Genomic DNA, 20481 nt, shown 5'->3' with positions numbered 1-20481 from the left:
TTAAAGCGCGACTGTTCGGGAAAACCGCATCGGCTGGATTTTGTTGTCTATAAATTGCAACCCGCACCGCCTGCCCCTGAAACAGACGGCGACGCGTTTCTCAGCACAATTCGAATTCTGTCTTTGGATCGGAGGATTTGATCTAGCTTTTAGCCCCCTGGCGCACTCGGACGTGGCCCGGCGGTGTATCGTGAACTCATCTCCAGGCGCGCCGAAACTGGCGAGCCGACGAAAAGCCGATGCGTTTGGCAACGTTTTCCATGCCGAGTCTTGAACCGTGATGAGTTCTCGTGCGAGCGCGATTCGCATGCGGTTTACATAGTCGGTCACGCTCATGCCAGTGTGCTCGTTGAAAAGCCGCGACAGATTGCGCATCTTTTCCAGATCCATGAGCATCTCGGTATTTTGGAATGCAACTTCCAGCCGCACCTGACGGCGACGACTGCATGACCATTTCCTACCATGATGCTTGGTGACGATGGGGTCAGACGAAGTTTTGATGACCGGCAATTTGCGCTGGCCGCACCGACGAGGCGCAGTTCGCAGAGAGCCTAATATTCTTCGGGTCCGACCTTTCGACGCGGAGTATATGTCTAGTCGGAGGTCTTTGAGCGTATCCCGAATGCACTGCGATCTCGCAGGCACCCTCCACAATAAAGAAGCGTACCTGAGCTTTCAGCATCAAGTCGATGCGGTCGGCGCTCAGGCCTTTCGTGATCGCGCTCGGCGTCTCGATCTGCTTCTTCCGGCAGATGATCGGCGCATTGGGCAAGCAATACGATGATGGGCTGGACTGGTGGCGCCGCATTCGCCTTTTGGCTCGCCCACCAGTTCGCCGGCAGACAACTCGTCGTCAGATGTGGACCCAAAGGGCGACCTGAAGCTCATCGCCGCAGAACGATCCGGGCCTCGAAACCGTCCATGCGTCCACTTGCTGGCGAGCGGAGCTCCAATAATCCACCCATCTGGCGAACGATAGTATCGGCAATGGCAAGTCCCAGGCCGGCGCCCTTGGCAACAGTCGCACCTCTGCGAAATCGAACTTTCAGGCTTTCCAGTTCTGCAGCAGAAAGCACGGGGCCGTCATTGGCGATAGTGATGCTGCCATCATCGTCGACCGAAACGCCGATCGTGCCTCCGGGACTTCCGTGCAGGATGGCATTCTCGATGAGATTGCTTGCGACGATCCCGAAGGCGTCCACATCGACGGCACGCATCAGGGGATCTGCCGAAGCGGAGTAGATAAGCCTCTTGCCCGTTGCAGGATTGCGCTGATAGTCGCGGACGATCAGGCTGAGTACCTTGCCGAGATCGGCCACCGTGGCCGTCTGCCCAAGACCTGCGTCGGCTCGAGCAAGCTGCAGGAGTTTTTCCGATGTGCGCCCAAGCTTGGTGAGCGCGGTCTCTATGTTCCGTGCGCGAGCTTTCGACGCTTCGTCCCGCAACTCGGCAAGAAGTCTCTGTGTTTGCGCCAAGGCCCCGGCTACAGGTGTCCGAAGCTCATGAGCGCTGTTGGTGGCGAATTCCCGTTCCGCGTCGATAGTCGCCTGCACGCGCTGCAGCAGCAGATTTACTGACTGAGCGATCGGCCTCAATTCTCGTGGAAACGTCTCCGTCTCGACAGGTGAAAGGTTGCCACCGTCCTTTTCGGAGATCGCTGTGCGCAGCTTGTTGATGGGATCTACTGCTCGTCTTGCAATCCACATCATCAAGAGGACGCTGACAGGCAGCAGAATGGCGAGCGGGATGAGCATCGTGACCGCGCTTTCCCGCACGGCCTCACGTCGGTGGCTCAACCGGTCCGCCGTCTGAAGGAAGAGAGCGCCGTCCGAGCTCATCGCGGTGTAAAAGCGATATTTTTCGGAATCATGAAAGCCGACAGTGAGTGGGGCGTCGAATGGCTCGACGGGGGCGTCTTTCGAATGGAAGACAACCGCTCCGTCGGCGGCGCGGACCTGGTAGACGAGATATTCATGTTTGGACGGCGTGGACGGCGCCCGCTCGGGCTGCTCACCGCCCTGAACATTCGGCAGGTGCCCCTCCTCCACGATCGCCAGCAGCCGTTCGGTGGTTTCCTCAAGCGCGTTGTCGAAGATCTCGTCGAACTCACTCCGCATCACGAAGATGCCAAGCCCGATCGCACCAAGCCAGAACCCGACCAGCGCGCCCGTGAGCGCGGCCATGAGGGGTCGGATGATGCTGCGGTTCCTCGTCATTCAACTGACAGCATATAGCCGATGCCGCGGGCTGTCCTGATCTTCTCCATCCCAATCTTCTTGCGAAGCCTGCTGATGTACACCTGCACCGTATTGCTCTCGACCTCCTCGCCAAAAGCATAGAGGGCATCCTCGATCCGTTTCAGCGCAACGAGCTTTCCCGGTCGCTCGACGAGGAGATCGAGCAATGCCCATTCGCGCGGCGTCAACTGAACGTCCTGTCCGCCCACGCTGATAGAGTGCGTAGATCGCTCGATCACGAGATCTGCTATCTGAATGGTGTTTTGCCGACGTCCCTCGTAGCGACGCCGGACGGCAAGGATTCGAGCTTCGAGTTCGTCGAGATTGAAGGGCTTGATCAGATAATCGTCCGCGCCGGCGTTCAGCCCGGCGATGCGGTCGGATATCTGATCTCGAGCGGTCAGGACGATGACCGGAGCGTCACCTCCCCTTGCCCGAAAATATTCAAGGAAGACCAGGCCGTTGCCATCGGGAAGCTGCAGGTCAAGGAGGACCAGGCCGTAGTCGATGGACTTGCTCGCGGCTTCTGCATCGACGATCGTACGGACCCAGTCCGTCGCATAACCTGCCGTGTTCGTATGGTCCCGGACCGCATCGCCGATGATGTCGTCGTCCTCGATCAAGAGAATGCGCACGATCTATTCCTTCCAGCCTTAGCCTTGGAGAGCGCTCGATGGCGGTGTCATATCAGACCAGTGCCAAAGTAGCAGTCTCGGGACTCGTTGCGGCTATCGAGAACCCGTCCGTCCCCTGATCCCAGACGGTTGGGCGGACAAGCGAGCAGCGTCTGGAGGTCAGCGTTGGTCGCGTTCTCTTGTATCACCAGTGGTAGGAAATACCGACATTGACGGCGTTTGTGACGATGTTCGTCTTCAGGCGGTCGCCGCTGTCGATCGGAACGTCGACGCGCGAATAGGTGCCCTTGTATTCCACGAAGGTCGACCAATTGTCGGTGACGCGGAAGTCGACGCCCGCCTGCGCCTGGAAGGTCACGCCGCCGAATTCATAGTCGAAGGTCGTGCCCTGGGGACGAGTGACTTCGACGTGCGGAATGTTTACCCCGACACCGGCACCGAGGTAAGGGGTCCAGCGGCGGGCCGGCTCCTTGAATTGGTAGAGGCCGTTGACCGTCAGGAGGTTCAGGCCGTCGGTGAATTCGAAATGCGTCCAGCCCGGCGAACGTGCCATGGTCTCGTCATCGGCATAGACCTTGTCATGGGTATAGTCGAGCGACACGCCCCAGTTCGGCAGGTTGAAGTCGCCCAGCCACCAGGTGACGCGGCCGCCGTAATAGGGCGGGCTGCCGAACGACTTGCCCTCCCAGCCGGCGCTGAAGGAGGTGCCGTCGGAAACATCGACGTGGCTATGCGGCGCCGTCTGGTAGCCGCCATAGATAGAAAATTCCAGATCCTCGGCCGAAGCCGTGCCAGCCACCGATGCAAGTGCGGAAAACGCAATGCCCGCCAGAAGCATGGCGGAAAGACGCAATGCAAGTCTCATTGGATACCTTCGGATTAGATTTCTTTAAATACACCACGCTTTTTGAAAGCGCTGACTAAGCCTGTGAGGGCGAGAACGGCCGCAAGCAGCAATACCAGCACGATTGCACGGGCTTGTTCCTGTTCCGTAATCGAGCCGACTGCGACCCTGTAAAACTCGGTTGCCAACAGCGCGATAAAGGTTGACGAGACCGTGGAATAGTCCTTCGCGACGACCCGTTTCAGGTTGAACACCATCCCCCTCGTCGATTCGTCAAAGGCGCCGCGTTTCAATGCCCATCGCGGAACATCCCGGCAGTAGGCCTTGTAGGCGGCGTGGAACTTATCATGGAGGAAAGCCTCTTCAGCGTAGACGATGCACTGATAGAAAAAGGCAAAGAGAGTGCATCCGACCACGATCACGACCGGATTGCCGTGGAAGACAAACAATCCGGCGTAGATCAGCATGTTGCCCACGTAGAGCGGATTTCTGCAGACGCCGAACATGCCCTCGGTGACAAGCTCGTCGGCGTAGACACGTTTGTTCAAGCCGCCCCGCCTGATATAGGCATAGCCGATAACGCTTGCCCGCAAGATCAGCCCACTGACCACGATGAGTAGCGCCAGCGCGTCCTTCGCCTGTTCAAGCGCAGGATTTCCCCATGGCGCGGTCGACGGCGGCGCGGCGATAAAGAGCGCTATGATGATCAGCGGGAAAGCCTGATTGCGATACTTGAAGAGGAACGTGCCAATCCTCAGCATGATGTCTTTCATGATGCTCACTTGATTGCGACGATCCCGCAGAAATTGTACCAGCGGAAGAAGACCTCTGTGCTCTTGAAGCCGACTTCACGAAGGAGCTGGATGTTTTCCTCCAAGCGGTAAGGAATAAGGACGTTTTCCAGCGCCTCCCGCTTCTTCGAGATCTCGATGGTGGAGTAACCGTTCCGTCGCTTGAAATCGTAGTAGTGATCAATAAACAGGCGGTTGAATGTCGTGTCTTCACTGGTCAGCTTTTCAACCAGGAGCAGGCACCCCTGGTCGTTGAGCCCGTCGTAAATCGTCCGCATGACCCGCTCGCGGTAGAGTGGACGAACAAACTGCAGCGTCAGCACCATCGTTACGACGCTTGCCTTCTCAATCGAGAAGCCGCGATGAAGGTCGACCGTGTGAAGATCGATTGAGCGGTTGGTTCCTGACTCCGCGATCTTTTCGGCAGCTTTCTTCAGCATCTCCGGAGCATTGTCGATCCCGACGAAATCGATGTGATTGTCGACTTCACGGTCCAGCGCCAGAAGGGTCGTGGCCGTGGAGCAGCCGATGTCATAGAGTTTCGACTGAGGCTGTGCGAAATCCCTGGCGAGCTCGCAAACCATCCGTTGCATCTCGCCATAAAAAGGAACCGATCTGCTGACCATATCGTCAAAGACATTCGCGACGGTCGAGTTGAACGAAAAGTCGGCAACGGAATCGTGTTCTTCAGCAAAAACTTCGTCTCGCGAATTAGTATGCAATATTAGACGGTTAGACTGTTCGGTCATATCCGCTCCAAGGTCGATGAATGGAAATTGGGCGCGTCATTCCCCCGCCCATAATGCGTCACAAAACTTTAACATCGAATCCTGACAATAGGCTGAAAGCGCGGTTGTATTAGACCTCGCGTCTGGTCCTCACGTCCTGGAAAAGCATGATCTGGGCGACCCGGCACGTGTCGGCCAGGCGGCGCAGGCGACTGTCGCCGGCTATTCAAAAAGAATGAGGCTTGCCGGAGTTGGCGGTAGCGGTTTGACCATGACGCCAGCAAAGCCGGCCAGTCTTGCCATCTCAGTCAGCTCACTTTGCGTATAAGCCTGACCGGCCGGCGTGCCGGCGAGCATCTCCCAGGAGAAGGCCGCGGGAAAAGGCGGCGACACGCCATCTTCGTTCGGCACGAAATCAACCGCGACGATCCGACCATCCTCTGCAAGGCTCGCGATGATCCTTCGTAACAGTTGGGCACATGTCGACAAATCGAAGTGGTGCAGAAAATTCGGAAGCAGCACGAGATCATAACCCGTGCCCCACTCCACATCGAAGGCACTGCCGGCGATTGCCCGGTACCTGTCGGCCACGCCGGCTTGTTCCGCATTCTGCCGCGACAGTTGCAATACGGCGGCCCAATCAACGGCGACGATCTCCGCCAATGGAACGGCCTTCGCAATTTCGATCCCGAAGACTCCTGGACCTGCAGCGATGTCCAGAACCTTTTTGGGAGGCCTCGGCCAGCCCGAGATTTCGCCAGCCAGTATTTTGGCGCTCATCCCCGTAAAGGAGCCCATGCCGCGCGCAAACTTCACCCAGACCGGGTTGTCCGCCGACATGTTCGCAAGCCCGGCCGAACCGCCGTTTCGCACGACAGCGGCCGGATCGCGCAGAAAATTATCCAGCACTTCGGGAGCGGCGACGAACTCAACGGCAGAGCCCATATAGGCCGGCGAATTGCGATCGAGGAACATTCTGGTCGAAGGCGTCATTCGGTACTGTCCGCCCTCCTTCGTCAGGAAACCATGCACCACGAGGTAGTCGCACAGGATGCGCACCCCACGCTCCGAGGCGCTTGTCGCCGACGCCAGCAATGCTGCCGTTTTGCCCTCGCCGATATGAGTAAAGAGATCGAGCTCGATGGCCGCCCTGATCGCTGCCGTCTTTCGGCATGCAAACAGTGCATCGACCACAAGTTCGGGCGACACTACGCCAGCATGGGCGTCGTCAACAAATGTTTCCATGGGATCCCCCAAAGCCCTCGACCGATCCTGCCTGGCAACGCCAGCAGCAGAAATTATGCGTATATCCGCATATTCTACAATACGCATCCACTAACCCTATCAGGTGATCGCGCCGAGCTGCTCTGCCGGTCACCTCCGACGCTATTCGAGATGCTCGTCCTCGCCGAACTGCCGCGATGTTCGCTTGGCGCGAAAGAGCCTTGTGGAATGCCGCAAAAAGTCGGTCCCACTCTGTGCCCGGCGCAAGTAAAGGCGACGCTATCTTGTCGTCAGATTATTGCAAATCAACCAGTGAACGGCTGCCCGTTTCATTAGCGAATACCGGACGATACACGCTAAATTAAGCCTCTTCGAATATTCCTTAATTCGCAAACGATTTTCGTAACGTTGAGGCGCGTCCCGAAATCAGTTCTCGGTCAGAGGAACCGGGACGGAATAGATCGGGGTGCGATCGATCACATGCCCGCTCGAGGAGGCAAGCGCATGCAGTTCAAATCGGCTACCGGACGCAATATTTTCTCGGTGGCGGCCTGCGGTGTCGTCGCCACGATCGCAGCATCGGGCGTACTTTCCTATATCGCCTACAACGATATGCGCAAATCGAACCTCGACCAGATGCTCCAGATCGCTGCCACCAACGCGCTCAACGTTGAGAAATCCATGAGCGTGGCGCTCAATGTCGTCAACGGGCTGGAAACGTCGCTATCGACGATGAAGGAAGGTGGAAACTCGGACCGCGCGGCCGCCGACGCCCTGCTCAGGAACACGCTGCAGGACAATCCGATGGCGCTTGGCGTTTGGACCGGCTGGGAACCAAATGCCTTCGACGGCAAGGACAAGGATTTCGTCGACAAGGAAGGCCACGACACTACGGGACGCTATGTACCCTACTGGGTACGCAGTGGCGACAAGATTTAGCACACGCCTCTGGTCGATTATACCGTGTCGGGCGCCGGCGACTACTACCAGCTTCCCTTTGTTCAGAAAAAGACCGTCGTCATCGAACCCTATGTTTACGCGGTCGACGGTAAGGACGTGCTGATGACGTCGGTCGCCAAGCCGATCATGGTCGAAGGCAAGGCGCTCGGTGTGGCCGGCATGGACATTTCGCTCGACGATGCGAACAAGGCGATCTCTGCAGTCCACCCGATGGAGACCGGCTATCTCAGTCTCGTGACAGGCGCCGGCAGCATCATCAGCCATCCCTCCGCCAAACTCGCAGGCACGAATATCAAGGACGGCGGCGATCTGACAGCCGGTTGGGATCGGTTGATCGCAAGACCCGGTGTCGAGCAGGAGATCGCAGGCCCTGATGGCCAGGCCTATTTCTCGGTTGCCTATCCGGTAAAGCTCACGAATGACCTGAACTGGTATGCGGTCGTCTCGGTGCCCAAATCCACGGTCTTCGCCCAACTGAATAACATGGTCTGGAGCGCAGTTGCGATCACGGCTGTCGCCGCTTTCCTGCTCGGTCTCGCAGGCTGGCTCATTGCCCGCAGATTCATCCGCCGCATAGAAGGCGTGATCGCTGAGACCGATCGTATCGCCCATGGCCAACTCGACGTGCAGCTGAGCGACAAGAATGCCAAGGACGAAATCGGCGACCTGTCACGCTCCCTCGGCATCCTGCTGGAAAGCAATCGTCAGAAGATCAAGCTCGAAGTCGATGCGGAAACGTCACGGGCTCGCGAGGAGGTCGAACGGCAGCAACGTTCCGTCCTCCATGCCGCCCGCGAGGATTCGATCAAGTTCGCGGTGAGCGAACTCGGGAACGGACTTGCCCGCCTTTCGAATGGAGACATGACCGTCCGGCTGGAAAAGCCATTCACTGACTCCCTTGACGAGATCCGCGTCGATTTCAACGCATCTGTGGAAAAGCTCCAGGCAGCCCTGATTTCCTTCTCCGAAAACGCCGCCGTCATCCAAGCCGGTTCCGAGGAAATCCGCTCGGGCGCCGATGATCTCGCGCGCCGCACAGAGCAGCAGGCGGCTTCCGTCGAGGAGACGGCCGCCGCGCTCGAGCAAATCACGACGTCCGTCAAGGACTCCACCCTTCGCGCCGAGGAGGCGGGGGCTCTCGTTGGTCGGACCAAGGAAGGCGCGGAAAAATCCGGGGAGGTCGTGCGCAGTGCCGTTGAGGCCATGAGAGGCATCGAGCAATCCTCTCAGTCGATCTCCAACATCATCGGCGTGATCGACGACATCGCCTTTCAGACGAACCTTCTGGCCCTCAATGCCGGCGTTGAAGCGGCGCGTGCTGGGGAAGCCGGCAAGGGTTTCGCCGTCGTCGCACAGGAAGTACGTGAACTCGCACAGCGCTCGGCGGCGGCAGCCAAGGAGATTGAGGCGCTGATCACCTCGTCCGGCGACCAGGTCAAGCGTGGCGTCAGCCTGGTCGGCCAGACCGGCAAAGCACTGCAGGCGATCGTCGCCGAGGTGCAGCAGATTGACATCAATGTCCAGGCGGTTGTCCAGGCCGCCCGCGAGCAGTCGACGGGTCTCATGGAGATCAACACGGCCGTCAACCAGATGGACCAGTCGACCCAGAAGAATGCCGCAATGGTCGAGGAATTGAACGCCGCCTCCCATACGCTGGTGACGGAGGTATCTGCTCTCTCAGGGCGTCTGGCCCAGTTCAATCTCGGCCAGGCGACAAAGGCAGCCTCCGCCGCTCGTGCGGCTACCAGGCCGTCGGCGCGCCCGGTCGCGACGCTTATTGCGCATAGAGCGGTTCCCGCCTCGACCACCAACTATAAGCCCGCTGCCTCGCCAGCCCGCACACTCGGTGGGAAGCTCGCAGTCGCGCTTGGCACGTCGCCAGCACAGGTGACGACGGAGGGCAACTGGGAAGAGTTCTAGACGCGGTGCGCGCCATGTCTGCATGGCGCCCGATTGGCAATGTGATGTTGACCGGTGCTTGAGTTTTGCTGGTCGGATGCATTCATGTCTCCGGCCCGTTTACGTATTCGATATGGCAGTTGGCCCTGATCGTGTCCGCTTGAACCGATCCCTATCAGGTTCATCTAAGGCCTCATCTTTTCTGACGTGCGAAGGTCGGCACGCCGCATATTCCGGGAACGTGCACGGAACTTATACTGGCTGCATAGGTTGTCTCTTCACGGCCGTGTGAACCCGGTCAGAGAAAGAGAAAAGCCTCAATGAAAAATATGATCCTAGCGGCGGCGCTCGTCGGAGCGTCGGCACTGACTGCTGTCGCACAGACGGCCCCTGCTTCCTCCACCGATACCACAACGCCCCCCGTCGCAACGACCGATGCGAAAAACCCGGATGCCCCGGTCGCAGGCGCAAACAGCTTCACCGAGGCTCAGGCCAAGGAACGCATCGAGAAGGCCGGCTTTTCCGAAGTCAAAAACCTCAAGAAAGACGACAACGGCATCTGGATGGCAGCAGGCACGAAGGACGGCAAGGCCGTCATAGTCGCCCTCGACTATCAGGGCAACGTCGTCGCGAAGTAGCGCCACGCCTCAAATTCCCAAGGATATCTCTCATGAAAACCATTACTGGACTTTTTGACGACTACACCGATGCGAGTTCTGCCGTCAGCGCGCTTGAAGCAACCGGCGTTCCCTCAAATGACATCAGCATCGTTTCCAACAACGCGGACGATCGCCATTCCACTAACGGTGCTGCGACCGGAGCGGAATCCGGCGCAGGGCTCGGTGCCGTCGTCGGCGGCGCCGGCGGTCTTTTGACCGGGCTCGGCATTATGGCCATTCCAGGCGTCGGTCCTGTGGTTGCTGCCGGCTGGCTTGCCGCAACCGCAGTCGGTGCCGTCGCGGGCGCAGTAGCCGGCGGCGCGGCCGGCGGACTGATCGGAGCATTGACCGGCTCGGGGGTGTCTGAGGACGACGCCAACTTCTACGCCGAAGGGGTCCGTCGCGGCGGCACTTTGGTCACAGCCAGGGTCGATGATGCCCTTGCTCCGGAAGCCTCAGCGATCCTGAAGCGTTCGAACTGGGTCGATCCTGCAGAACGCAAGGCCGCTTACAATGAGCAGGGCTGGACACGCTTCGACGACACGCTCGACCCCTACGGACCGGAGCAGATCGAACAGGAACGCGACCGCTACCGTCGCCCTCCGACGGCTTGATCCAATGCACGGCTGCCTCACGGCAGCCGTGAACGTGAACGGAGCCCTGGTCCCACAGAAATTATTCCAAACCCGAGGAGCCAATAATGGCCAAGCAAACCAAAACACTCGACGTCCTGTTTCACGACACCTTGAAGGACGTCTATTTTGCCGAAAACAAGATCGTTGCGACGCTGCCGAAAATGCATGCCGCAGCCAGCAGCAAACAGCTTAAGGACGCCTTTACGAAGCACCTTGCCGAGACCAAGGTGCACGTCACCCGTCTCGAAGATGTCTTCAAGATCATCGGCAAAAAGCCGGAGCAGAAGACCTGCGATGCGATGATGGGCATCATCAAGGAAGGCGCAGAGATCATGGACGAGTATCAGGGCACGCCGGCACTCGACGCCGGCCTTCTTGCCGCAGCCCAGGCAGTCGAACATTACGAGATGTCGCGCTATGGCACCCTGCGCACATGGGCACTCGAGTTGGGAATGAAGGATGCCGCCAAGCTGCTGCAGACGACGCTCGACGAGGAACAGGCGACTGATATTGCTCTCACGTCCATTGCGACAAAAGTCGTCAATCAGAATGCCGAAAAGGCCGCCTGACACCATGACGCAACCGCGTCAGCCATCACCCCACGGTCACCGCCGCATCGTCGGCGGTGACCGGCCAAGGCAGTCGAGGCACCCAATGAAAGGGAACTCTCCGATGACCGAATTCCAGGATATCAAGATCGTCGAGTTAAACGACGGTGCATCCGGCGCCGCGGTAGGGCCGCTCACGACAATGGTGCTGCAGCTTTCGGCCGATGCGCCCGAGGCCTGGTCCGATACGTTCAACGAGACATGGAAGGGCGGCGCATCCGTGATGAGACGGGCGGCTACAGCTTCCGGAAACACAATAACATCGGCGTGCATGCCATATGAACTGCAGGGCCAGATAACGGAATTAAACACAGTTGTCGCCGCGACCAATGCTGCCCATCGAGACGTGATCAAACAGGCGACGGCTCGACAGGACGCCGAACTCAGGCATTTGAAGGCCACTCTGAACTTCGACTAGGATGATGACGTGGTGGCTCGACTGAGAATACGTTCGTCGTCGTCACCTCATCGTCATCCCGTCCTATCTCTTAATGAAACGACTTCCTCGCTCCAAGATTGTAAAAACAAGGCTTACAGAAGAAGCGATACCATGGATGACATCCAGGTAGACGTCCAGGCTATCGGGCGGATGGCAGAGGTGCCGACGATCCTCGAAGTCATCTGCAAGACAACCGGGATGGGGTTTGCTGCGGTCGCTCGGCTGACGGACAGTCGCTGGATTGCATGCGCCATTCTCGACAATGGCGGTTTCGGGCTGAAGGCTGGCGGGGAACTCAAGGTTGAGTTGACGATCTGCCACGAGATTAGGGAAAGTCACGATTTCGTTGTCATCGACGACGTCGACGAGAGCCTACCATACCTACCATATCGCGACCATCACACGCCTGCGATCTACGGCCTGAAAAGCTATATCTCCGTGCCGATCATCAGAGGCGACGGCAGCTTCTTTGGAACGCTCTGTGCCATCGACGCGGCACCTCACAAGGTCGACAATTCCGTGACGATAGGGATGTTCCGGCTATTCGCCAAACCGATTGTGAGTAACTTGGATAATAATGCCGATCTCGTGGCGACCGCAAAAAGCCCATCGAAATCGGCGCGACGACGACCGGAGGCCGTCTGGAACTCTGGGTCGCCAACAGTGGCCAGCCGATATCAGACAAGGTGAAGACGACACCGTTTCGGCCCTTTTTCCGGGGCGAAGTCCGAAGCAGCCAGCAGGGTTTGGGTCTTGGTCTCTACATAGCGAGCGAGATCGCCAGAGTGCACGGGGGAAAGCTCTCCGTAAATTCGGACGAGTCCGAGACACGATTCACATTGACGATGCCCCTATAGGCGCGTCAGCGCAGGTCCAACAAACAGCGTGAGCGCCCTGCCCCGTAGTCTGAGCAGGGCGATGCTCAGGATGGGAAGTGCTCCTGCAATGTTTCAAGAACGGTCTCGGCGGAAAACGGCTTGCGTATGAAGCTCGCATTGCCCGGGAGCTTGCCCTCCTTCGGCACTCTCGCTCCGGACGCGACGACGACCTCTATGTTCGGCCACCGCTCGGCGATCTTCCTCGCCAGTTCAAAGCCGTCGAGATCACCACCCGTCTGCACGTCCGTAAAGAGCAGCTGGAGCGAGCTATATTTCTCGAGAAACGCCAGAGCTTCGTCAGCCGTGGCCGCCTCTACGACATGATATCCGGCATCGGAAATGATGTCGGCGATATCCATCCGTATCAACGGTTCGTCATCCACGACGAGTGCGATAGGCCCCGGGATCTTGTCGAGTCTCTCTTTGTCCATGCCCGGTAACACCATCCGTAAAGGCTTGTTCCAAGCTTTTGATATAATTCCCAAAATAACCAGGGCGGGCGCGATTGCAAAAATCGAGATGACGGCGAAATCCCCCTTCCGGGGTCGAACGAGCCGACCGCCGCCTCAACAACAGGACTGTCGCGACACGGGAGGCAGGAGCGATCAGCCCTCGAGGGTCAGAATGAAGATCCGAGCGATCTCTACCAAACATTCACGGTTGGCGCCTGGTTATTTTCGAAGTTTATAATTGAAAGCCTTGCAAACCATCCACAGGACATCCATATGGCATCTACGTGGATGGTGCATAATGATGGCTGACGGCGTTTACAAGCTTCGCGACAAAAATAGCGAGTCGGAAAAAATCACGATCAATCTCGGCTATGTCGATCTTGGTCGTATCGACCTTCTCGTGCAGGAGGGTTTTTATTCCAATCGCAGCGATTTCATACGAACAGCGATTCGAAACCAGCTTGCCAGCGAGAGTGAGGCTGTCAAACAATCCACGATCAGGCAAACGCTGGAACTTGGCCTAAGGGACTACAGCAAGGCTGATCTGGAAGCGATAAAAACCGCTGGAGAAAAGCTTGAGATCAGGGTGCTCGGACTGGCCCGGATCGCCCCAGACGTCACACCCGAGCTCGCTCTTTCGACAATTGAATTGATCACCGTACTTGGCGCGCTTCAGGCGAGTGCGGAACTGAAATCGGCATTGGCCGAACGTATTCGCTAGGCTAAGGCCCGGCCACAAGGACATCCGATGAACAATTTCCTCATTGCCATGAGGCGTGCGACGTCGTTGACGCGATCCTTCAATCTCGCCGAGGCAACCCGCGTGATCCAGGATGCACTCGCTAGCCGACCGATCTCCGGCGCTCATGCCTTAACGGAACCCGACATCTCGGACGCTGCACGAGCGCATCATTCGAAACCTTTTCAGATAGATCCGAACGCCGAGATCATCGAGCCTGAAACACCGCAAGCAGCCGGAGCCACGAACCCGCTTGACGGTGTTGGATTTAATCGGCTGCGAAAGCCCCTTGGCGAGACACTCAGCATCCTACGCGAGGGACGGGGAGGCTCTGGCGCATTCGCTTCCGTGCCGGGCCTGGGTCTGCACGAACCGACGAAACCTGAACTCTCTGCTGCTGTGCCGTCGGGCGCACGATTTCTGGCACGATCCTATGCCTGCGCGGCTGGCATCCGAAGTTACAAACTCTATATACCGGCATCCAAACAGGGCCAGCCACTGGGATTGGTCGTCATGCTCCACGGCTGCAAACAAGACCCAGGCGACTTCGCCACGGGCACCGGCATGAACGCCGTTGCAGAGGCGCATGGCCTCCTCGTTGCCTATCCCCACCAGACCGGATCGGACAACGCCTCATCCTGCTGGAACTGGTTCAGGCCCTCCGATCAGACGCGCGATGCAGGGGAGCCATCGATCATTGCTGGAATTACCGCGGAGATCATGGCGGAATTCCACCTCGATCGCAGTCGGGTTTTTGTTGCGGGACTGTCAGCCGGCGGCGCCATGGCCGCGGTTATGAGCGAGACGTATCCCGATCTTTACAGCGCCGTGGGCATTCATTCCGGACTGGCCTGCGGTTCGGCAAACGACGTCATGTCAGCCTTCTCCGTCATGCGAGGAGATGCGCCTCTCATATCTGATCCAAAACCCCGCTACCGCTCCACACCGGAGGTTCGCACGATCGTGTTTCAGGGTGGTGCAGACCGCACGGTCCATCCCTCAAATGCTGAGCGGATAGTCGCGGCGGCCATTCCGCCAGAACCCACCAGGACAATTCAAACTCATACCGGCCGCTCCCCCGGTAAGCGTGCCTACACCAGAAAAATTGTTACAAATGCGCAGGGGTTGCCGGCGCTAGAATACTGGCTTGTCGAAGGCGCCGGGCATGCCTGGTTCGGCGGCGACGCTCGCGGATCGTACACAGACCAGCGCGGGCCGGACGCAACAAATGAGATGGTGCGTTTTTTCCTCGAACCTGGCAACGCTTCGCACGAAAATGTGGCCGCTGAGTAGGGGGTAGGGTCGCGGTACGCGAGTGCGTCGCATCCGGAACATGGATCCTCGAGTTGCTCGGCCCACGTCAAGGGCAGCACATTGTTCGTCACCGCTGAGAAAGTGCCCGATGGCGGCAAGTGGCCGTATTCCATCGCAGACGATTTAGGTGATGGCCAGCATCGGTATCGCATAAATCGTTCGGGGTCACGTATGGCCATGCCCGCTTTGAAGGGATTCTAGTCGACGGCCCAAACAGCGACCGTTCCGGTTCGACGCGACTTGGATCGATTGATCGCCAGCGCTTCTCTCACCTCCCAAGCCGCGCCAGTGACATTGCGATATCGATGGTGTCGTCACGGGCGACGGTCGGGTCTTCCCTGTTCCAGACGAGGCGGTCGTGAGGCGTCGGAGGTTTTAGCCGGACGAGCGCATCAACCCGCTCGGCTACCTCCTCGGCCGCGACCGCGTACAGCATGGGACAGTGACGGCAATCGCCGCGATGCGGACATACGGCCGGGATGGCGACTTCGCCATTTGGTTTGCACATAGGTCTTCTCCGGAAATTCTGGACCGGCAGCGGGCGAGCCTTCTCCCGCCCGCTGCCGGCCTTTCAGGCTACCAGCTGCAATGCGCCGGCGAGCTGCGCGAAGTCGCCGACCGAAAGGGCGGGGCGGACGGCGAAATCGATGACCGCTTGGAAGACTTCCGGTGGCGCATCCTTCTTCATGGCCCCGAGCAGAGCAGCACGTTCGGCCGGATTGATCGCCGGGATCATGATGCGCATAAAGGCCATGCTCTTTTCCGGCGGCAGGGAAGCGATGATACGCATCTCGATACCCAGCATTTCATCGTCGGTGAAGTTGCGCCACAGAAGTGGGCCGGTCACCGCTTCCTCCTCGTGCATATGCGCGAAGTCGTCGGCGATATACGCCGCGAAAGCGAGGTAAAGCTTGCGCCCGCAGGCCGGCCTGTGCAGCGGCCAGGCATTTTCCCAGGCGACGATCAGTTCTTCGAGTTCACGGAAGGCAGTACGGTGATCGTCGTGCTGTTCGTCGAGCGTGGTGGTGGAAAGGCCCTTGGCGGCGAGCGCTTCGTGGATGTGGTCATCTTCATGACCGACGTGGGAGGCGGCGAGCATCAGGTAGTGGCGCAGGTCCTCGATCAGAAAGCCGGTCTCCTCGGCATTGTGGAAATCGGCCGTGCCGAGGCGTGCGAGCAGGTCACAGCCGGCCTTGCGCAGGCCCTTGTGGACGGCGCCGTAGATATCGTAGCGGCCATTGAGACCGGGAATGCTGGTAAGCGAAAATTCGTGGCTCATGACTGGTTTTCCTCTCTTTAGCCGGCGGCGTTTCTCTGTGTACCGGCCGATAGGGAGGGGATAGTCGAGGTACCTGCGAAGAGCTTCCTAAAACCATCCTAAGCGATCGTCACGATTGCTAAGAATATCCTAACTACTTATCGTGACTTCGTAGCAGGGAGAAAAGCATTGCTGGGCTCGAAACTGGCGGAATTCATCGAAAGTCCCGTCATGATGCTGTTTGCGACGCGCGACGCTAGCGGCCGCCCAATGATCGGCCGCGGGTCGGGCGTGCGCTTGGATCGGTCAAGCGGCTATCTGCATTTTCTCGCCTCGCGCTGCCAGTGGCCGAAGGCCGTGGGCGAGGCGTTGGTCGGGCGCCCGATCGCCACGACCTTTGTTCGGGCGGCCGATTACAAGGCCTGTCAAATCAAGGGCCGGATCCTGAATGCCGGACCCGCGGACGCCGCCTGCCAGACGCTGGGCGAGGCCTATGTCGCCGAGCAGCTGGCGCGCATGCTAGCGCTCGGTGTCACCCGCATGCAGCTTTCCAGCACGCTGTCCGACCAGGATCTTGTCTGCCTGACGATTGAGCCGCAGGAAGTCTTCGAGCAGACGCCGGGGCCGGGCGCCGGACGCAGGCTGACGCCGGAAACCATGGCATGATCCCTCTCGAGCGGCTGCGCGACAGTTTCGAAGGCGTCATCCCCTCCGTTATCGCCACCACCGATGCCAATGGCATGCCCAACGTCTCCTATCTCTCGCACGTGCACTATGTCGACGAGACACATGTGGCGCTTTCCAACCAGTTCTTTTCCAAGACTGCCGCCAACGTGGCGCGCAACGGGTTCGCGACCGTCATGGTGGTCGACGGCTACAGCGGCCAGCAACACGTGCTCGACCTTGTTTTCGAGCGCTCGGAGACGGAGGGCGAGGCCTTCGAACGCGTGGCAGTCCATCTCGCGATCCTCGAAAGCCGGATGAGCGGGATCATGAAGCTGCGCGCCCTCGACATTTACCGGGTGGAGGACTGCCAGCCGGTTCCGGCCGCCAATCCGCTCGTCGCGCCCGAGCCCCTGGTGCTGCCCGACCTGATGGGCAAGGTGGCGAGGCTTGCGGCGTGGATGTCGGGTTGCGCCGACCCCGAAACGCTGCTCGACATGACGCTCGAGGGGCTGGCCGAGCACTTCGGCTATGGCCATTCCATAGTCCTGGTGCCGGACGGCGAACGCGGGGGCCTGACGACGATCGCCAGCCGTGGCTACGAGCAGTTCGGCTTCGGCGCCGAGGTTGCGGCCGGGAGCGGCATCATCGGGGTCGCCGCCGAGCGCAGGAGCGCCGTCCGGATCACCGATCTCAGCCGCGGCCAGCGTTACGTCCAGGCGGTGCGGGCCATGGCCGGTATCGAGGACGCCGCATCCATCCCGCTGCCGGCTCTCGAAAAGCCCTTGAGCCAGATCGCTCTGCCGCTGGTCGCGCACTCGAGACTCGTCGGCGTGCTCTTCCTGGAATCGACGGAACGCTTCACCTTCCGGCATCGCGACGAGGAAGCGCTGACAGTAGTGGCAGCACACCTCGCCACTGCCCTCTCCTTCCTGTCCGATGAGCGCGAGCGGGCCGAGACGGGCCTGCGCGACAGGGCCGGGCCGCAGGTGGAACACCTGCCGGCCGGTCGGCGGATCGCGGTGCGCTTCTACCAGCGCGATGGCTCGCTATTCGTCGACGACGACTACCTGATCCGCGGCGTGCCGGGGCGGCTGCTGCTGCACTTTCTCGAAGACTACACCCGTAGCGGCAAGCAGGAGTTCCTGAACCGCGAGATCCGCCGCGACCGGCGCCTGCAGCTGCCGGATTTTAAGGACAACCTGGAGACCCGGCTGATCCTGCTGCGCCGGCGGCTAGAGGAAAAGGCCGGGCCGATCAAACTGGAACGTGCCGACCGAGGGCGTCTGCGGCTGACGCTCACCGGCCGGCCGGAGATCGAGGTGATCGAGGACTAAGCCTTCCGCACCGCCTTTCGCCAACGCAGCCACATTGGCGCGGTTTCGGGTGCAGCGAACCAGCCGGCGTCGGTGCTGACCGTCACCCTCCGTTGATAGCCACCTCCATCTCGCAGGTGAGGGTGAAGTCGTCCCTCCGCTTGGCGACGATCCGAAGGTCAGAAGCTGCCGCGACGGAAGACAAGCACCACCGGAAAGCGGCCTCGAAGCTTGGAAAGCATCCGGCGCTTTCCTGAGTGATCGCTCGCAATCGGGGAAAACTGCCCGGTCACAATATCTGATCGCATCCGGCTCTCACATATCGATGACGAGCTCGCCTTTCGGCTGCGAGCAGCACAGAAGCACATTACCGTCCGCCGGGGCATCGATCGGATCGGGACGGTAGCACACTGCACCGGAAATCAATCCGGTCTCGCAGGTGTGGCAGACGCCTGTCCTGCACGACCAGCGCACGGGCACGTCGCAGGCCTCCGCGAACTCCAGAAGATTGTTGAACTTCGGGTTCCAGGCGACGCTAAGACCACTGCGTGCAAACGAGATCAAGGGGCCTGCACCGGGTGGCCCGTCCGGCAGATGCGGTTGCCGGCTCGGCGAGGCCGCGATCCCTGGAGTGATCGACGAGGCCGATCCGAACATTTCGGTATGAATTCTGCCTCGCTCCACTCCAAGCTTCTCAATCCCTGGTGCCAGATCGTCCATGAAGCTTGCCGGCCCGCAGAGATAGAAGTCGGCGTCCAGCGGCAGGCGCAGCGACTGGATCACCGCCAGATCGAGGCGAGATCGTCTGTCGTAGTCAATACCTGGCTTATCGGCCGGATCGGGTGCGCTGTAGCAGACAAGGTTTTGCGCATGCGGAAGGATTTGTAGTAACCCTCTCACTTCGTCCGCAAACGGGTGTTCTCGTCCATTCCGGGCGCCATGGAGCCACCAGATTTTTCTGCCCGAGCGATCGACTGCCAGGGCGTGGAGCATGGCAAGGACGGGCGTCGCGCCGATGCCCGCGCTGAGGAGGACGATCGGCGTCTCGCCCTCGGCCAGCGTAAAGCTGCCGCGCGGAGCGCTTACCTGCACCACCTCGCCGAGGCCCAGCTCGTCATTGACATAGGCGCTGGCTGCGCCGTGAGCTTCCCGCTTGATGCTCACTCTGTAATAGGCGTCATTTGACTGGCCCGACAAGGAATAGCTCCGAAGCAAGACAGGAGCCCCTCCGGGCTGGAAACCGAGCACGATGAACTGTCCCGGAAGGAAGGCGGGCAGCCGCTTTCCATCCGTCGGCTCGAGCTCAAGAGACTTGACGCTTTCACTCTCGAGCGACATACGCGACACTTTGAACGAGCGAAATCCCTCCCACGCCGGCTCGAGATGCTTCGCCCCCGTAAGGCCAGCGTTTCCAGGCGAAGCCCCGTTTTTTGGAGATTGCTCCAGCAACGACTGAAACGAGCGACGCCAACCGGGACTTAATGCGAGGATCCGCAATGCACGTTCCAATCGATCGCGAGGGTGACCAGGCTTGTAAAGAAGGTCGTTGATGTCGGCGACCGTCATGCTGTCCTCTGCCGATGCCACCTGTTCGACTTCGTCACCCTCCTGAACTTTTCCTTCCTTCAGGACACGGAGATAGAATCCCGGTCTTCCGTGCGAAACCAGCAGAGCGGCTATTTCCGGCAGTTCCATCCGAATACCGAGCCGATAGCAGGTGACGCGAGGCTGGCTCACCTCGAAGACAGCTTCGCCGATGCGGTAGCGGTCGCCGATGCAGACTTCAGCGTCTGGAAGACCGTCGACGGTGAAGTTCTCGCCGAACTGACCATAGACGAAATCACGTCGGCCCAGATGTTCCTCCCAATACCGGTAGGAATCCGTCTGGTAGACATAAACTGCGCGGTTCTCGCCGCCGTGGCCAGCGCGGTCCGCCTGGCCGTCGCCGTCGATATTGAGGCGGCGCACCATGCAAGGTCCTTTGACCGGCGTCTTCCAGATCGCCGTATTCACCAGCTTCCCCTGCCACTCGATATCGCGTGGCAGGCCGACGTTGACCGAAAGCAGATGAACCATAAAGTTCCCTTTCGAAGATCATGACGAGAACCCCTCGCCGCACCACCCCGCAAGCTCCGCACAGCGCCTGAAGCAGGCAACAGCCTCACCCGCTCACAATCCATCATACGATGGTATCGAGTGACA

At 59.4% G+C, this 20481-nt stretch carries 20 protein-coding genes and 2 pseudogenes; 11 read left to right on the top strand and 11 right to left on the bottom strand.

What is annotated here, in order from left to right; all coding sequences use genetic code 11:
- Positions 1-196 precede the first annotated feature (196 nt).
- The 7 genes and pseudogenes from ACR9ZQ_RS41865 to ACR9ZQ_RS41835 all read right to left on the bottom strand — a co-directional run.
- Positions 197-372 (bottom strand): annotated as a pseudogene (locus ACR9ZQ_RS41865) (helix-turn-helix domain-containing protein); the annotation flags it as partial.
- A 512-nt stretch (positions 373-884) separates the two neighbouring features.
- Positions 885-2183: an ATP-binding protein gene (locus tag ACR9ZQ_RS41860; RefSeq protein ID WP_481430937.1), complete on the bottom strand. Its 1299-nt coding sequence runs from the start codon at positions 2181-2183 to the stop codon at positions 885-887.
- 29 nt (positions 2184-2212) lie between these two features.
- Positions 2213-2872, bottom strand: a complete 660-nt coding sequence (locus ACR9ZQ_RS41855; protein ID WP_481430936.1) for a response regulator — start codon at positions 2870-2872, stop codon at positions 2213-2215.
- A gap of 184 nt (positions 2873-3056) precedes the next feature.
- Positions 3057-3737, bottom strand: a complete 681-nt coding sequence (locus ACR9ZQ_RS41850; RefSeq protein WP_481430935.1) for an outer membrane protein — start codon at positions 3735-3737, stop codon at positions 3057-3059.
- Positions 3738-3751: 14 nt separating this feature from the next.
- Positions 3752-4489, bottom strand: coding sequence for a methyltransferase family protein (locus tag ACR9ZQ_RS41845; RefSeq protein ID WP_481430934.1), 738 nt, complete (start codon positions 4487-4489; stop codon positions 3752-3754).
- A gap of 5 nt (positions 4490-4494) precedes the next feature.
- Positions 4495-5256: a carboxy-S-adenosyl-L-methionine synthase CmoA gene (gene cmoA, locus ACR9ZQ_RS41840; protein WP_113320986.1), complete on the bottom strand. Its 762-nt coding sequence runs from the start codon at positions 5254-5256 to the stop codon at positions 4495-4497.
- A 201-nt stretch (positions 5257-5457) separates the two neighbouring features.
- On the bottom strand, positions 5458-6480 hold the full coding sequence (locus ACR9ZQ_RS41835) for a methyltransferase (protein ID WP_481430933.1): 1023 nt from the start codon (positions 6478-6480) through the stop codon (positions 5458-5460).
- Positions 6481-6963: 483 nt separating this feature from the next.
- Here ACR9ZQ_RS41835 and ACR9ZQ_RS41830 point away from each other — a divergent pair.
- From ACR9ZQ_RS41830 to ACR9ZQ_RS41800, 7 genes and pseudogenes are all read left to right on the top strand, one after another.
- A pseudogene (locus tag ACR9ZQ_RS41830) lies at positions 6964-9339 on the top strand (methyl-accepting chemotaxis protein).
- Between the two features lie 299 nt (positions 9340-9638).
- On the top strand, positions 9639-9956 hold the full coding sequence (locus ACR9ZQ_RS41825) for a periplasmic substrate-binding domain-containing protein (RefSeq protein ID WP_113320990.1): 318 nt from the start codon (positions 9639-9641) through the stop codon (positions 9954-9956).
- Between the two features lie 32 nt (positions 9957-9988).
- A complete protein-coding gene (locus ACR9ZQ_RS41820) occupies positions 9989-10591 on the top strand; it encodes a general stress protein (RefSeq protein ID WP_113320991.1) in 603 nt (200 codons plus the stop codon).
- 86 nt (positions 10592-10677) lie between these two features.
- Entirely contained in the window at positions 10678-11181 is a 504-nt protein-coding gene (locus ACR9ZQ_RS41815) for a YciE/YciF ferroxidase family protein (protein WP_481430932.1), read from the top strand.
- Between the two features lie 103 nt (positions 11182-11284).
- The gene (locus ACR9ZQ_RS41810) at positions 11285-11638 is read left to right on the top strand and encodes a hypothetical protein (RefSeq protein ID WP_481430931.1); all 354 of its coding nucleotides are present in this window, start codon (positions 11285-11287) and stop codon (positions 11636-11638) included.
- A 132-nt stretch (positions 11639-11770) separates the two neighbouring features.
- The gene (locus ACR9ZQ_RS41805; RefSeq protein WP_481430930.1) at positions 11771-12349 is read left to right on the top strand and encodes a GAF domain-containing protein; all 579 of its coding nucleotides are present in this window, start codon (positions 11771-11773) and stop codon (positions 12347-12349) included.
- Positions 12268-12516, top strand: coding sequence for a sensor histidine kinase (locus ACR9ZQ_RS41800; RefSeq protein ID WP_481431021.1), 249 nt, complete (start codon positions 12268-12270; stop codon positions 12514-12516). Before ACR9ZQ_RS41805 ends, ACR9ZQ_RS41800 begins: the two co-directional genes overlap by 82 nt.
- Before the next feature lie 65 nt (positions 12517-12581).
- Here ACR9ZQ_RS41800 and ACR9ZQ_RS41795 read toward each other — a convergent pair whose 3' ends face one another.
- Entirely contained in the window at positions 12582-12968 is a 387-nt protein-coding gene (locus ACR9ZQ_RS41795; protein ID WP_481430929.1) for a response regulator, read from the bottom strand.
- A gap of 322 nt (positions 12969-13290) precedes the next feature.
- Between ACR9ZQ_RS41795 and ACR9ZQ_RS41790 the strand changes: the two genes are divergently transcribed.
- Entirely contained in the window at positions 13291-13710 is a 420-nt protein-coding gene (locus tag ACR9ZQ_RS41790; protein WP_481431020.1) for a CopG family transcriptional regulator, read from the top strand.
- 27 nt (positions 13711-13737) lie between these two features.
- Positions 13738-15021, top strand: coding sequence for an extracellular catalytic domain type 1 short-chain-length polyhydroxyalkanoate depolymerase (locus tag ACR9ZQ_RS41785; RefSeq protein ID WP_310381162.1), 1284 nt, complete (start codon positions 13738-13740; stop codon positions 15019-15021).
- 289 nt (positions 15022-15310) lie between these two features.
- Here the strand turns inward: ACR9ZQ_RS41785 and ACR9ZQ_RS41780 are convergent, their stop codons facing one another.
- Together ACR9ZQ_RS41780 and ACR9ZQ_RS41775 are read right to left on the bottom strand one after the other, a co-directional pair.
- On the bottom strand, positions 15311-15550 hold the full coding sequence (locus ACR9ZQ_RS41780; protein WP_310381160.1) for a hypothetical protein: 240 nt from the start codon (positions 15548-15550) through the stop codon (positions 15311-15313).
- Between the two features lie 63 nt (positions 15551-15613).
- Complete coding sequence (locus tag ACR9ZQ_RS41775; protein WP_481430928.1) at positions 15614-16321, bottom strand: hemerythrin domain-containing protein; 708 nt, start codon at positions 16319-16321, stop codon at positions 15614-15616.
- Positions 16322-16489: 168 nt separating this feature from the next.
- On the opposite strand from ACR9ZQ_RS41775, the gene ACR9ZQ_RS41770 reads away from it, so the two are divergent.
- Together ACR9ZQ_RS41770 and ACR9ZQ_RS41765 are read left to right on the top strand one after the other, a co-directional pair.
- Positions 16490-16966: a hypothetical protein gene (locus tag ACR9ZQ_RS41770; RefSeq protein ID WP_310381155.1), complete on the top strand. Its 477-nt coding sequence runs from the start codon at positions 16490-16492 to the stop codon at positions 16964-16966.
- On the top strand, positions 16963-18300 hold the full coding sequence (locus tag ACR9ZQ_RS41765) for a GAF domain-containing protein (RefSeq protein WP_310381152.1): 1338 nt from the start codon (positions 16963-16965) through the stop codon (positions 18298-18300). Before ACR9ZQ_RS41770 ends, ACR9ZQ_RS41765 begins: the two co-directional genes overlap by 4 nt.
- A 294-nt stretch (positions 18301-18594) precedes the next feature.
- Here ACR9ZQ_RS41765 and ACR9ZQ_RS41760 read toward each other — a convergent pair whose 3' ends face one another.
- Entirely contained in the window at positions 18595-20355 is a 1761-nt protein-coding gene (locus ACR9ZQ_RS41760) for an MOSC domain-containing protein (RefSeq protein WP_481430927.1), read from the bottom strand.
- Positions 20356-20481: the final 126 nt, after the last annotated feature.

The sequence above is a fragment of the Rhizobium sp. KNZ14-9A genome (genome assembly GCF_056755015.1).
The sequence above is the reverse complement of the archived record's forward strand: the minus strand, read 5'-3'. Positions and strand labels throughout refer to the sequence as shown.